Annotated in this window: 10 protein-coding genes; 3 read left to right on the top strand and 7 right to left on the bottom strand. The window is 46.3% G+C overall.

Translation table 11 applies throughout. The annotated features are described in order from the left end of the window. Positions 1 to 134 precede the first annotated feature (134 nt). On the top strand, positions 135 to 1,148 hold the full coding sequence (locus NSQ39_RS20435) for a hypothetical protein (protein WP_175075923.1): 1,014 nt from the start codon (positions 135 to 137) through the stop codon (positions 1,146 to 1,148). A 414-nt stretch (positions 1,149 to 1,562) separates the two neighbouring features. Here the strand turns inward: NSQ39_RS20435 and ahpF are convergent, their stop codons facing one another. Then, a complete protein-coding gene (gene ahpF, locus NSQ39_RS20430) occupies positions 1,563 to 3,092 on the bottom strand; it encodes an alkyl hydroperoxide reductase subunit F (RefSeq protein WP_175075924.1) in 1,530 nt (509 codons plus the stop codon). Positions 3,093 to 3,105: 13 nt separating this feature from the next. After that, entirely contained in the window at positions 3,106 to 3,669 is a 564-nt protein-coding gene (gene ahpC, locus NSQ39_RS20425) for an alkyl hydroperoxide reductase subunit C (protein WP_046130566.1), read from the bottom strand. A gap of 270 nt (positions 3,670 to 3,939) precedes the next feature. Here ahpC and NSQ39_RS20420 point away from each other — a divergent pair, with 270 nt between their 5' ends. Then, a complete protein-coding gene (locus NSQ39_RS20420) occupies positions 3,940 to 4,569 on the top strand; it encodes a hypothetical protein (protein ID WP_216898914.1) in 630 nt (209 codons plus the stop codon). 17 nt (positions 4,570 to 4,586) lie between these two features. Here the strand turns inward: NSQ39_RS20420 and adhE are convergent, their stop codons facing one another. The 5 genes from adhE to NSQ39_RS20395 form a co-directional block, all read right to left on the bottom strand. Beyond that, entirely contained in the window at positions 4,587 to 7,190 is a 2,604-nt protein-coding gene (gene adhE, locus NSQ39_RS20415) for a bifunctional acetaldehyde-CoA/alcohol dehydrogenase (RefSeq protein WP_175075926.1), read from the bottom strand. 381 nt (positions 7,191 to 7,571) lie between these two features. Beyond that, a complete protein-coding gene (gene gnd / locus NSQ39_RS20410; RefSeq protein WP_175075927.1) occupies positions 7,572 to 8,978 on the bottom strand; it encodes a decarboxylating NADP(+)-dependent phosphogluconate dehydrogenase in 1,407 nt (468 codons plus the stop codon). A gap of 22 nt (positions 8,979 to 9,000) precedes the next feature. Then, positions 9,001 to 10,347 (bottom strand): GntP family permease, encoded by a 1,347-nt coding sequence (locus NSQ39_RS20405; protein ID WP_046130562.1) that lies wholly within the window; start codon positions 10,345 to 10,347, stop codon positions 9,001 to 9,003. A 19-nt stretch (positions 10,348 to 10,366) separates the two neighbouring features. Beyond that, positions 10,367 to 11,905 carry a gluconokinase gene (gntK, locus tag NSQ39_RS20400; RefSeq protein WP_175075928.1) on the bottom strand — a complete coding sequence of 513 codons (1,539 nt, stop codon included), beginning with the start codon at positions 11,903 to 11,905 and terminating at the stop codon, positions 10,367 to 10,369. Next, positions 11,898 to 12,629 carry a GntR family transcriptional regulator gene (locus tag NSQ39_RS20395; RefSeq protein WP_175075929.1) on the bottom strand — a complete coding sequence of 244 codons (732 nt, stop codon included), beginning with the start codon at positions 12,627 to 12,629 and terminating at the stop codon, positions 11,898 to 11,900. The genes gntK and NSQ39_RS20395 overlap by 8 nt, the downstream gene beginning before the upstream one ends. A 462-nt stretch (positions 12,630 to 13,091) precedes the next feature. Here NSQ39_RS20395 and NSQ39_RS20390 point away from each other — a divergent pair, with 462 nt between their 5' ends. Then, positions 13,092 to 14,258 (top strand): ROK family transcriptional regulator, encoded by a 1,167-nt coding sequence (locus NSQ39_RS20390; protein WP_046130559.1) that lies wholly within the window; start codon positions 13,092 to 13,094, stop codon positions 14,256 to 14,258. Positions 14,259 to 14,276: the final 18 nt, after the last annotated feature.

Below are 14,276 nucleotides of genomic sequence, written 5' to 3'. Positions count from 1 at the left end.
TTTAACAAACAGGAAGTTTTCTGAGGGCATATCGCATAGAAAGGCGGGGGACTGAAAGGAAACAGCAATCCTTATATTGACGCAATATTCCTTCAAGGATATAATATGGAAATCATTTAAGGGGGGATGGCAGGGTGTTTAAAAAACCAAAAGTTTTCATAACATCGGTTATCTTAGCTCTCAGCAGCTTTGCGGGGGCGGCTGCATATGCGCAATCAGGCTACTTTAATACGTATACCGATTATGTTTCCATGTCAAATCCGGGGTATTTCACGGCGATGCAGGGGATGTGCGTCGACCGTAATAACAATGTGATTTACGCTGCAAAATTGAATAATGCGAATCACACGACGCAGTTATTCTCTGTTAAAATGAGCGGTACGGCAAGCAATAGAACCGTTACACTTCTTAAAAATTCGGATACCAATACCACGAGCTATGATTTAGGACACGCCAATGACTTGGCTGTCAAAGCTTCTGCAGGCGATAAAAACGTCAGCGTTTATGTGGCGCCGATGTCTGACGGCACTAAGTATGCCGATAAAATCGTGAAGCTCAGCATCGATACAACGAAAAATACTTATAAAGTGGCTAAAACGTATGTGCTGAATTATCAAGGTTCGAATTTGTCGATTGGCGGTATCACATACTCGGTTGGGACAGATAAATTTATCGTAAGATCTGGAAAAAGGTTTTTTATTGGGACATTCAATGATACTACCGGAAAATTTGACTATGAAGCAACGTTTAAATTAAACTATTCGAAAGCGGTTGTGAATCATCAGACAATGGATGTTTCCAATTTCATTCAGCAAGGAATCTCCTTTTACCAGGGGACATTGTATGTGCCGCTGACAAAACCGGACAGCAATGGCAATGCTTCGAATGTGAGCATTATATTGACGTATCCTTTAAATATCAATGAAATGATTAAAGAGCAAAAAACAAACCTGATTCCGGATTTTTCGAAGGAACTGTTTACTCGCAGCGATTTATCTTTCAGAATTACAAGCAGTGCTTACACGCTTTTTGAGATAGAGGCTGTCGATTTTGATGACGGGACGCTTTACTTTAATACGAATCGCGGAAAAAGCGGGACGCAAAACGATATGATCGCGACATTTAATGATTATAATTATTATAAGTAAATGACGTGTTATTTTTGGTGCAAGGGAGTATTCTCTTGCACCATTGTAATATAGATGTAAGTTAAACTCACTTTGTTAAAAGAAAAAGTATCCCGCCTAACATACAAATGATGATAAAGAAAGCAGTTGAGTTCATAAAAGACTTTTCTTTTTCCATTTTAAGTAACCTCTATTCATGATGACTAATATTAACACTATTTATATCTATAGTACCAAATTATTTAGAAAGAAGATGAGAAAATGTATTCTATTGTAAGGGGTTATGACTACAAGATGATTACTTGCCGAGAGGACGCCTCCGTGCCGAGGTGCGCTGCTTGAGGGATGGCTTCCATTGGCATAATCTAATGAGCCGTGATTGCGGGAATACAGAAAAACGCTATGCTGAAACTTCAGCATAGCGTTTTTTATAGATTAATTCCGAATCAGGTAATCAAACGCTCCTAACGCAGCATTCGCACCAGATCCCATCGAAATGATGATTTGGTTATACGGGCTGTCTGTGCAGTCGCCTGCAGCGAACAGGCCTGGGATGGTTGTTTCGCCGCGTTTGTCGACTACGATTTCGCCGATGCGGTTGCGTTCGACGGTTTCAGGCAGCCATTCCGTGTTTGGTACGAGACCGATTTGGACGAAGACGCCTTGGAGTTCGACGTGTTTTTCCGCTCCAGTTTCGCGGTCTACGTACGTGATGCCGTTTACGTTTTCTTCGCCTGTGATTTCTTTTGTCTGTGCGTTTTTCACGACAGTCACGTTAGGGAGGCTGTAGAGACGTTTTTGCAGAACTTCGTCAGCTTTCAGCTCCGGCGCAAACTCAAGAACAGTGACATGATTGACGATGCCTGCGAGGTCAATCGCTGCTTCGATTCCGGAGTTGCCGCCGCCGATGACGGCTACGTCTTTGCCTTCAAACAATGGTCCGTCACAGTGAGGGCAGTATGCGACGCCTTTGTTTTTGAACTCTTGTTCGCCGGGTACGCCGATATTGCGCCAGCGCGCTCCTGTTGAAAGGATCACGGTTTTGCTTTTCAGAACAGCGCCGTTTTCGAGTTCAAGCTCGAACAGATCTTTTTTCTCGAGATGTTTTGCGCGCTGAAGATTCATGACGTCAATATCATAATCCTTCACGTGTTCTTCAAGACTTGCTGCGAGCTTCGGTCCTTCGGTGCGTTTTACGCTGATGAAGTTCTCGATGCTCATCGTGTCAAGGACCTGACCGCCGAAGCGTTCAGCGACAATGCCTGTGCGGATGCCTTTGCGGGCCGCATAGATCGCTGCGCTTGCACCGGCCGGACCGCCGCCGACGACAAGGACATCGAACGGATCTTTGTCAGAAAGCTCAGAGGCGTCTGTGCCGCTGCCCATCTTCGCAAGAATCTCTTCGATTGTCATGCGGCCGCTTCCGAATGATTCGCCGTTCAGGAATACGGTCGGCACTGCCATGATGTTTTTGCTTTCAACTTCAGATTTGTATGCCGCGCCGTCGATCATGGTGTGTGTGATATTCGGGTTGAGCACGCTCATCATGTTCAAAGCTTGGACAACGTCAGGGCAGTTGTGGCACGTCAGGCTGACATAAGATTCAAAGTGGTATTCGCCGCTGATGTTCTTGATTTGATCGATGATTTTTTGATCGACTTTAGGCGGTCTTCCGCTCGCTTGCAAAAGCGCCAGCACTAATGAAGTGAATTCGTGTCCGAGCGGTACGCCGGCGAATGTGATGCCGGTTTCTTCTCCGGCACGATTGACGCTGAAGCTTGGCGTTCTGTTTAATTGCGCTTTTTCGACAGTCACTTTGGATGACATGGAAGCCAGCTCTTCAACGAGAGCCAGCATATCCTTTGAGACGTCATCTTCGCCTGCGCTAACTTTGAGAACAATGTCATTCTCAATTAGCTGCATGTATTGGTTTAATTGTGCTTTGATATTTGCTTCAAGTACCAATTGAATGCACTCCTTAGATTTTGCCTACCAGGTCAAGGCTTGGCGTAAGGGTTTCAGAACCTTCTTCCCATTTAGCCGGGCAAACTTCACCTGGGTTTTGGCGAACGTATTGTGCCGCTTTGACTTTGTTGATCAGGATGCTTGCATCACGGCCGATACCGCCGGCGTTGATTTCAACAGCTTGGATCACGCCGTCTGGATCGATGATGAATGTTCCGCGGTCAGCAAGGCCTTCTTCTTCGTTAAGTACTTCAAAGTTGCGGGAGATCGTTTGAGACGGGTCACCGATCATCGCGTAAGTAATTTTGCCGATTTTTTCAGAGCTGTCATGCCAGCCTTTGTGTACGAAGTGAGTGTCAGTAGAAACAGAGTACACTTCAACGCCAAGCTCTTTTAGGGCAGCGTAATGGTTTTGCAGATCTTCAAGCTCAGTTGGGCATACGAATGAGAAATCTGCCGGATAGAAGCAGAAAATGCTCCATTGACCTTTCAGATCCTCGTGTGTTACATCGATAAACTCACCGTTTTTGTAAGCTTTCGCTGCAAATGGTTTTACTTCTTTTCCGATTAGAGACATAATATCGTCCTCCTATATGTTAATGTAATAAATAACAAAAGTTAAAACTTTAGTTATCTAAAATAATTCTAATCATGTACAAATTATTAAATAATATATTTTATTTGTCAAGGCAGAAAAACTATATTTTTATGTTTATTTCTGCATCTGTTTCTGTTTTATCTTGCGAAGTGAAAGGGTTGTACCGGGTTTCAGCTTTAATTGTTACAATCGTGTTAAAAATTATGATTCTCAATTAGTGAGTGTATTTGAGGTTACAAGAGGGATGATATGTACAGATCAACAAAGAAAAAAATCAGGGGCTGGAAAAGGCATAAAAGAAAAATTGACGTGTGGAAAGAGCGTCATCTTCGGCTGGATATGGAGCATGTCAGAGACCGTCACAGGGATTATGCAAAACTGTGGATATACCCTTTTTACGGTATTCCAAACGTGAATCCTCCTGTTTGGTATAGCCGTTTGTTAGTAAGAGCCATGATTGATGTTTATGATGAATGGTACAGGCAAATGGGGGCCGAGAATGAAGATTTCTATTTGAAAATCTGGCTGTTTGAACACGATTTTATCAGGTCGCAGATTGTGGTCGCCTATAAAGAAGCGATCGATTTTTACAGCGGTGCTTTTGACAAGCAGAAAAGAGGTCAATCGTTCCCTATGAAACGATTTGAAACGCTGCAACACGAGTTGAACCGTTTTGATTGGCAGCTGCATATTGATGCTCACCACTGCTGGCTTTCAGAAATGGAGGAAGACGTGGCAGCCGGGCTTATCGCCCGGGAAGATATTCTCGATATAAAAGATGCTTCTTATCAAAAAGTGACTTACGATCATGACGTGTTGTATAAAGTGAAGGCGGGAAATGTATGGATCGGCTCCTTAACGGAAGAGCCATCCTCTTAAGGATGGCTCTGGAATCTCTAAACGCCTTTAAATGCAGCGCGGTATACTTCAGCCAATTCAGATACTAGCGGAAGCTTTGGATTGGCTGTTGTGCATTGGTCCTCAAAGGCCCGGTCTGCCATGATATCGATCTTGCTTTCAAATTCAGCGGCATCTATGCCGTTTTGTTTGAGGCTCATCGGGATATCAAGCTCTTTGGCAAGCGAGATGACGGCCTGGATCAGACTTTCGACGCCTTCTTCGGTTGTTTTGGCCGGCAAGCCGAGCGTTCTGGCGATTTCCGCATAGCGCTGATCGGCTACGAAATGATTGTATTTCGGGAATGCCGTGAATTTTGTCGGTTTAGCCGCATTGTAGCGAATGACGTGCGGGAGAAGCACGGCATTTGCGCGTCCGTGGGCGATGTGAAACTCCGCGCCTAATTTATGGGCCAGGCTGTGGTTAATGCCCAGGAACGCATTGGAGAATGCCATGCCGGCGATTGTTGATGCATTGTGCATCTTTTCGCGGGCGATTTCGTCGCTGCCGTTTTTGTACGCTCTCGGCAAGTATTCAAATACAAGCTGGATGGCTTTCATTGCCAAGCCGTCGGTATAGTCGTTGGCCATGCAGGATACATAGGATTCAATCGCATGCGTCAAGACGTCCATTCCGGTATCAGCCGTGATATGCTTAGGCACGGTCATGACAAACTGCGGATCAATGATCGCCACATCCGGCGTTAGTTCATAGTCGGCCAATGGGTATTTCGTATTCGCCTCTTTATCTGTAACGACGGAGAATGAGGTAACTTCAGAGCCGGTGCCGGATGTCGTCGGAATAGCAACGAATTTTGCTTTTTCGCCTAATGGCGGATATTTGACGATGCGCTTGCGGATGTCTAAGAATTTTTGCTTTAAATCAAAGAATTCAGCATCAGGGTGCTCATAGAACATCCACATTCCTTTTGCGGCGTCCATTGCAGAGCCTCCGCCAAGCGCGATGATGACGTCAGGCTGGAATTTGGCCATCGCCAGGGCGCCGTTCATCACCGTTTCGATTGATGGATCAGGTTCTACGTCGGAGAAAATGTCGCAATGAACGTAATCCGGGCGTTTTCTTAAATAGTGAAGGACGCGGTCGACGTATCCAAGCTTCACCATTCCCGGGTCTGTCACGATAAACGCTTTTGAGATATTCGGCATTTTTGCTAAATATTGCGTTGCATGTTTTTCAAAATAAATTTTTGGCGGTACTTTAAACCATTGCATATTGACATTCCTCTTTGCCACTTTTTTCGTATTGATTAAATGAACCGCACCCACGTTTGTCGAAACGGAGTTCCCGCCGTAAGTGCCGCATCCGAGCGTCAAGGAAGGCATGTAGGCATTATAAATATCGCCGATCGCTCCTTGGGAAGACGGCGCGTTGACGATGATCCGCCCGGCTTTCATCCGTAAACCGAATTGCTCAATGGCTTCACGGTCGCTGGTATGGATGACCGCGGAGTGTCCGATGCCGCCGAATTCCAGCATTTCTTCGGCCCGTTTTAACCCTTCCTGGAGTCCGCTTACTTTGTAGCAGGCTAACACAGGACTTAATTTTTCCCTTGAAAGCGGGTATTCCGGTCCTACGCCTTTTAATTCGGCGACGAGGATTTTTGTATCCTCCGGAACCTTTATACCGGCCATTTCGGCGATTTTATAAGCCGGCATTCCGACGATGTCAGGGTTTACCGCACAGGTCGTTTCGTTGATAACCAATTTTTCCAATTTTGCTATTTCCGCCTCATTTAATAAATAGCAATTGTTGGAAGTCAGTTCTCTTTTCACGTCTGAATAAACGTCTTTATCGATAATGACTGCCTGTTCTGAAGCACAAATCATTCCATTGTCAAACGTTTTTGATAAGATCAGGTCGTTGACGGCTTGTTTCAAGTTCGCAGATCTCTCAATGTAGCATGGGACGTTTCCCGGTCCGACGCCGAGAGCCGGTTTGCCTGAGCTGTAAGCGGCTTTCACCATTCCGGCCCCTCCTGTGGCAAGAATCAGGGAAATCTTCGGATGAGTCATCAAAGCTTGGGTTGCTTCGCGCGACGGCGTTTCGATCCACTGAATGCAATGTTCAGGCGCCCCTGCTTGAACGGCCGCATCCCTCAAAATCCTTGCAGCTTCAATGCTGCATTTTTGAGCGGATGGATGGAAAGCAAACACGATTGGATTTCTTGTTTTTATCGAGATCAGGGATTTGAACATGGTCGTGGAAGTAGGATTTGTCACCGGCGTAACCCCTGCGATGACGCCGACAGGCTCGGCAATTTCAATGACTCCGTCGTGTTCATTTTCGCTGATGATTCCGACGGTTTTGTCGTATTTGATATTGTGATAGACATACTCTGTGGCAAACATGTTTTTAATGATCTTATCTTCGTATACGCCGCGTTTTGTTTCCTCTACAGCAAGCTTGGCAAGGTGCATATGCTGATCAAGGCCGGCAAGCGCCATCTGTTTGACGATATCATCGATCTGTTCCTGATCAAACCTGCGGAATTCTTCCAATGCTTTAAGACCCTTGTCGACTAAACGGTCAATCATTTTTGAAACGTTTATTTTTTGTTTAATTTCCTTTTCTTCAACTGCCATTGTATAACCCTCCAATGAAGTGATAGGATTTTCCGAAAAGAGTGCAACGGCTTAGATTTGTGAAACATTTCACAAATGGTGTTAAAAATTTTTATGGCGATATGGGGATTTGCTGTGAGAATATAAAGTTCCTCATGACACCTCACTTCTTGTTTTTTATGAATCTTATCATAGCACGGATTTAATATAATAATTTGTGAAATGTTGAACAAAGTATGAAACATGAGTAAAAACGGGAAGATTTACTTAAGAGTGTATTTTTTGGAAAGCGCTTTCGATTAGCACGACTAGATCATAAGTCATTAAAAAACTATTTTAAAATAATAAAAACTGCACTTCCGATTGTTAACACAATCGGGTGCAGTTTTATTTCAAAAAAGCTTACTCATTCCATTTTGTGTGAAACACACCTTCGATATCTGTCCGCTCATACGTATGGGCGCCGAAGTAATCGCGCTGTGCCTGCAGCAGGCTGGCGTTGGAGCGGCCCGTCCGGTAGCCGTCATAATAAGATAGAGCGGTGCTCAAGGCTGGGAACGAGATGCCTGAAGTGATACCTTCGCAGACGACTTTCCGAAGTCCTGTCTGGTAGTCTTTGAGCTTTTCTGCAAAGAAAGGTGCGATCAATAAGTTTGACAGGTCGGGCTGCTCGTTGTACGCTTCGCTGATCAGGTTTAAAAATTCGGCGCGGATGATGCAGCCGCCGCGGAAGATCAGAGCGATGTCCGAAAGCTTCAGGTTCCATCCGTAAAGCTCTGATGTCATTTTATACTGGGCGAAGCCTTGTGCATAGGCGCACACTTTTCCCATATATAATGCCTGTCTGACGTAGTCGATCCACACGTTTTTATCCAGATGCCAGTCTTCTTCCGCCGGACCGGCGAGAATTTTTTCCGCAGCCACCCGCTCTTCTTTTAAAGATGACAGGTAGCGGGCGAATAGCGATTCCGTGATAATGGACGACGGAATGCCGTTGTCGATCGCCTGCATGCTCGTCCATTTGCCTGTGCCTTTTTGGCCTGTTTTATCAAGGATGACGTCGATCAGCGGACCGCCTGTCCGGTCATCCTTTTTCCTTAAAATTTCGGCAGTGATTTCGATTAAATAGCTTTTCAGTTCGCCTTGATTCCACGTTTCAAAAATGTCGGCGATTTCATCGATGGACAGATGCAGTTTTTCTCTTAAAAATGTATAGGCTTCTGCGATCAGCTGCATATCCGCGTATTCGATCCCGTTATGGACCATTTTCACGAAGTGTCCGGCTCCTTTCGGCCCGATGTAGGTGCAGCAAGGGTCATTGCCGACTTGGGCTGCGATTTTTGTCAAGATCGGAGCAGCTTTTTCATAGACGTCCCGATCTCCCCCGGGCATGATCGAAGGACCTGTTAACGCTCCGACTTCGCCGCCGGAAATGCCGATTCCCAAATAGCCGATTCCTTCAGACTTCAGCCTGTCGTATCTTCGTTCTGTATCTTCGTAGTGGGAGTTGCCTCCGTCCATGATGACATCGCCTTCTTCAAGCAGCGGCACTAATGAATCGATCACTGAATCGACCGCTTTGCCCGCTGTTACCATGAGAAAGATTTTCCGCGGCTTTTCTAAAGACTGGACGAAATCCTTCAGCTCGTAGTACGGGCTGAGAGGCTGTCCTTCAATTTTCTCCATCAGTTTATCGGTTAAATCCCTTGTGTAATTGTAGACGGCGACTTGCTCTCCTTTGCCGGCCATGTTCAAGGCAATATTGCTGCCCATCACTCCAAGGCCGATGACGCCAATTGTATTGACCATAATTCCAGCTCCTTCAATAATGTTATACAAATAGACTTAGCAATAACGTAAATCCTAATCCGGCTACAGCGATGATCGTTTCGAGCAATGTCCATGTCGCAAATGTTTCTTTCATGCTTAAACCGAAGTACTCTTTGAACATCCAGAATCCGGCATCATTCACATGGGAAGCGATTACACTTCCGGCCCCGGTAGCGAGCACGACCAAGGCAAGGTTGACGTCAGAATGTCCAAGCATCGGAATGACGAGCCCCGTCGTCGATAAGGCTGCGACTGTGGCGGAGCCTAAAGAAATGCGCAGGATCGCCGCGATTAACCAGGCAAGCAGGATCGGCGACATCGACGTGCCTTTGAACAATTCGGCCACGTAGTCGCCTACCCCGCCGTTGATTAATACTTGTTTGAAGGCGCCGCCGCCCCCGATGATCAACAGCATCATCCCGATTTGCGAAATGGCTGTCGAACAGGAATCCATTACCGTTCTAATCGGAATGTTCCTGGCGATGCCCATCGTATAAACCGCGACTAATAAAGAAATGATCATTGACGTAGATGCATTGCCGATCAAACGAATACCTGCAAGAATGCTATTATCTGCAAACCCCATCGTTTCTTGAAGCAGCGTAATGATCGTAGAAATGGACATGATGATGACCGGAAGCATTGCTGTGAACACGCTGATTCCGAAACCGGGCGTATCTTCAAGTTTGAACGTTTTCTGCTCGCCTAAAGACGCGATATTTCCTGTTCTCGTAAACGAATCGGGTACGATTTTTTTCGCAAGCTTCGTAAATACAGGTCCGGCGATCAGCACCGTCGGAACTGCGATAATGAAGCCGTACAGTAGTACTTCCCCGATGTTTGCCCCGTATTCCCCGGCGATCGCCGTCGGCCCCGGATGCGGCGGCAGGAAGCCGTGCGTGACGGATAAGGCGGCCGCCATCGGGATGCCGAGGAACAGAATTGAAATTTTTAATTCTCTTGAGATCGCGAATACAATCGGAATTAATAATACCAGTCCTACTTCAAAGAATAAAGCCACACCGATAATGAATGAGGCGATCACGACCGCCCATTGGATATTTTTTTCGCCGAATTTGTTGACGAGAGTCATTGCAATGCGCTGCGCGCCCCCTGAATCTGCGATCAGTTTGCCAAGCATGGCGCCGAGTCCAAAAATCAAAGCGATGTGTCCGAGCGTTCCGCCCAATCCTTCCTCAATCGTGCTGACGATTTTGTCAAGCGGCATGCCGAGCGCTAAAGCAACGCCGAACGAAACGATGATTAAGGAAAGAAAAGTGTTAAGTTTTAATCCCATAATGAACAGCAATAATACGACAATCCCGATTGCTACAATGATTAATGGCATGATAGCGCCTCCATTCCCTTTATTCGTTTATTAAGCTTCTTTGATAGTTTGCAATTTGTGCATACTCGTTTTCCAATGATCTTGATAAATTGATGAAAATCGGCATCAATTTCCGGTACTCTTTCGCCGAAGCTTCAATTGGCGTATGCCGGTTGGTGCTGCCGATCATGCCGGATGCGACATCGAAAGATTCGATTTTTCCCATGGCGTACAGACCTAAAATGCACGCGCCGAGACAGGAGCTTTCATAGCTTTCCGGAACGACGACTTCAGACTCGAATATATCGGCCATCATCTGCCGCCAAACGGCAGACCTCGCGAATCCCCCTGTCGCTTGAATCCTTGCGACGGGACCGTCCATACATTCTGTCAGCGCCAAAAATACGGTATACAAATTGTAGATGACCCCTTCCAATGCGGCCCGGATCATGTGCTCTTTTTTGTGGGACATGGTCAGGCCGAAAAATGAACCGCGCACATCCGGATTCCATAAAGGAGCGCGTTCGCCTGCGAGATATGGATGGAACAGCAGGCCGTCGGCACCGGGTCTTACGCGCTCGGCGATTTTGGTCAGCACGTCGTATGGATCGATTCCCAGTCTTTTCGCCGTTTCGATTTCTGAAGAGGCAAATTCATCTCTGATCCAGCGAAGCACGATTCCTCCATTGTTAACCGGACCGCCGATGACCCAATGCTTTTCCGTCAAGGCGTAGCAAAAGATTCGCCCTTTTTCGTCGGTTTGCGGCTTGTCGATGATCGTGCGGATGGCGCCGCTTGTCCCGATCGTGACTGCGATCTCGCCCTTCTTAATGGCATTGACGCCAAGGTTCGACAGCACGCCGTCGCTTGCCCCGATGACAAAAGGCGTTTCCGGATCAATTCCCATCTGCCTCGCGATATCCGGGTTGCAGCTGCGAAAGATCTCTGTCGTTGGCACGAGTTTAGATAAATGGTCAGGTGTGATGCCTGCGATCGTTAATGCTTCTTCATCCCAATCCAGCTTTTTGAGATTCATCATCCCCATGGCCGAAGCAAGTGAATAATCGACCACGTATTGACCGAAAAGTTTATGAAAGATGTATTCTTTGATCCCGATATATTTTTTTGCCTTGGAAGCGATTTCAGGATGTTCATGCACAATCCAGGCAATTTTGCTTAAAGGCGACATCGGATGAATCGGCGTCCCGGTCCGTTTGTAGACTTCGTGCCCGTTCAATTCGTCCTTGATTTTGCGCGCCCAGCCTTCGCTTCGGTTGTCCGCCCATGTGATGCAGGGCGTAAGCGGCCGTCCGTCTTCATCCATGGCAATGACGCTGTGCATGGCGCTGCTGAATGAAATAAATGATATCTTTTTTTTCTGGTGATGTTTCATGATGCCGGCAACCGCTTGCATCACCGCCTGAAAAATCTCTTCCGGCTTTTGTTCAGCCGTTGAGATATCCGGTGTGTAAAGCGGATAGCCGATATTTTCTTTTTGGATCACGTCCCCGTTTTCGCTGAATAAAACGGCCTTCGTGCTCGTTGTGCCGATATCGATGCCTAACATGTAACTAGTCATTTTCCTGTTCAGCTCCCTTCGTCAGCATTTGTTGCGACAGCCAAAGATCTTCTACTTTATCTTGAACATCATCAAAATTTTGATGTAAGGACTTTATCATCAAAGCCCGATCTTTCGTTTCGATCGCTTGAATATAAAGCTCGTGATTATCAAAAATTCTTGTGAAATCTTCGTATTTTTCTTTTAAACGGGCCCGCATCGACAACAGAATAAAGCTCTCCATAACGGGTTTTAAATTATTCCATATCATCTGAATGTACGAATGATTGATGGAGCGGACGATCGTCTCATGGAACAAAACGTCCTGATATGAGAACTCATCAGCATCTTCGTATTTGATCGAGACTTTCATCATTTCCAGTATCTTGCGAAGATCCTTGACTAACTGATCGGTGTCTATTCTGACAAGCCGCTCAAAGACGAATGTCTCGATCAGAAGGCGGACATCGTAAATCTCTCTGATCTCTTTTTCCGTTAGGCCGATGACAACTGCGCCCATTCTTTCCAGCCGGATGATTTTTTCGGTTGCCAATGTCCGCAGAGCCTCCCGTACGGGGGAGCGGCTTACCGAAAAATCGGCAGCAATTTTATTTTCAGACAGAATGGTACCGCTTTCAATCATTCCGGAAATAATCCGCATCCTCAGTTCGCTCGCCACGCGAACCCCTGTTGAAGCTTTTGAAAGCCATTTGACGGGATATAAAAGGTCATTTGATTCGATCATAAACTCACCTTCCCACACAATGAGTATACTTGTATACAAGTATGATAACTCTAATTTTATATTTGTGCAAACACTTTCATTTCTAATTTTTCGAAAAATTTTTTCCAGAAGAGGAGACTTAAGTGATTCCAGCATCTATATTAATTGTAAAATAAAAGGTTGGAGAGGAGGGTGAATATTATAATAGAAAAATGAATACACAAAGCTGATAGGAGGCAAGGAGCAGGAAGGAAGGGGGCTTTTATGAAAGGTTAAGAATTAAAACTTTCGAGAGCATAGTGGTTGTGCTTCAGAATTCATTAGCAAGAAAGGTCCTGATCTCTCAAGTAAGTCGCGAAATCTTGTAATGGTTTCGACAGCCTTTTTAAAGGACTAGCAATTGATTATAAATATCCATTCATTAATTAAATTAACTAATTATGTTACAATAAATCCAATGATATGTTCACTTGGAGGTTTTCCATGCAGCGCGGCACATTTCAATTAATGAAATCAGTCAATAAATCGATCATTTTAAATAAAATTCGTACGTCGGAACCTATTTCACGGGCGCAAATCGCCAAAGAAACGGGCATCACGCCGCCTACGGTCAGCAGCATTGTCAAAGAGCTGATAGAGCAGGGCCTGGTCACAGAGAGCGCACTCGGCCATTCGAGCGGCGGGCGGAAGCCGACGATGCTGCATATCAACAGCGGCGCGTTTTACGTGATTGGGGTCGATGCGGGGCCCGAGACGGTGGAATGTATACTAACCGATTTAACCGGCGAGATTTTTCACCGAACGTCAAGTTTGCTGAAAAAACCGTTAACAAATGAGCAGTTTATCAGTATTCTAAAGGAAAATATCTATACCATCTTGCGTCTTTCCAATGCCGATCAGGAAAAAATCATCGGAATCGGGATCGCGATGCACGGGGTGGTCGACGTTGAAACGGGGACTTCGCTCGTCGCGCCTATTTTGCATTTAACCGACGTCCCGATCAAAGAAGCGCTTGAAGAAGAGTTTGGCTTTACGGTAAAGGTCGAAAACGATGCGCGGGCGATGGCATTGGGCGAATCGTGGTTTGGCGGCCACGGCGACGACGGCAGCATGGTTGCCGTCAACATCGGTCGCGGCGTTGGTGCAGGTGTTGTGATGAACGGAAAACTGTATCATGGGGCACACGGAATCGCCGGAGAATTTGGCCATATGATCGTTGATGTCAACGGCGACACTTGCGAGTGCGGCAACCGGGGCTGCCTTCAAACGGTCATAAGCGGCCCTGCAATTGCCGAACGGGGGAAAAAGCGGATAACGGACAGTGACGCCCGCCTTACGGCTAAAGAAATATTCGATTTGGCGCAAAACGGCAGCGAGGCTTGCATTGACCTGTTCCGCGAAACGGGCAGGATGATCGGGATCGGCTTAATCAACCTCATTCATCTCGTCAATCCGAACAAAATTGTGCTTGGAGGCGGGGTCATGAAGAGCGAGAAATTCATGATGCCGGCGATTCTTGAGACGATTCAGCAGCGGGCGTTGACAGCCGAAGCGAAGCAGACAAAGGTGGCCGTCACCCAGCTTGGCGATGATGCGACACTGCTCGGCGCCGTTTCCTTGCTGTTAATCGAATTATTTGATCCGGTTTGAAAAAAGGCTGAACCAAGC

Source organism: Bacillus sp. FSL W8-0848 (assembly GCF_038007805.1).
GTDB classification, from domain to species: domain Bacteria; phylum Bacillota; class Bacilli; order Bacillales; family Bacillaceae; genus Bacillus; species Bacillus glycinifermentans.
This window is presented reverse-complemented; position numbering and strand designations above follow the sequence as displayed.

Coding starts and splice junctions, on each gene's coding strand:
- NSQ39_RS20405 (WP_046130562.1), bottom strand. CDS start 10,347: ATGCCATTAATCATTGTAGCAATCGGGATTGTCGTATTATTGCTGTTC.
- ahpC (WP_046130566.1), bottom strand. CDS start 3,669: ATGTCTCTAATCGGAAAAGAAGTAAAACCATTTGCAGCGAAAGCTTAC.
- NSQ39_RS20395 (WP_175075929.1), bottom strand. CDS start 12,629: ATGATCGAATCAAATGACCTTTTATATCCCGTCAAATGGCTTTCAAAA.
- gnd (WP_175075927.1), bottom strand. CDS start 8,978: ATGGTCAATACAATTGGCGTCATCGGCCTTGGAGTGATGGGCAGCAAT.
- gntK (WP_175075928.1), bottom strand. CDS start 11,905: ATGACTAGTTACATGTTAGGCATCGATATCGGCACAACGAGCACGAAG.
- NSQ39_RS20390 (WP_046130559.1), top strand. CDS start 13,092: ATGCAGCGCGGCACATTTCAATTAATGAAATCAGTCAATAAATCGATC.
- adhE (WP_175075926.1), bottom strand. CDS start 7,190: ATGGCAGTTGAAGAAAAGGAAATTAAACAAAAAATAAACGTTTCAAAA.
- NSQ39_RS20420 (WP_216898914.1), top strand. CDS start 3,940: ATGTACAGATCAACAAAGAAAAAAATCAGGGGCTGGAAAAGGCATAAA.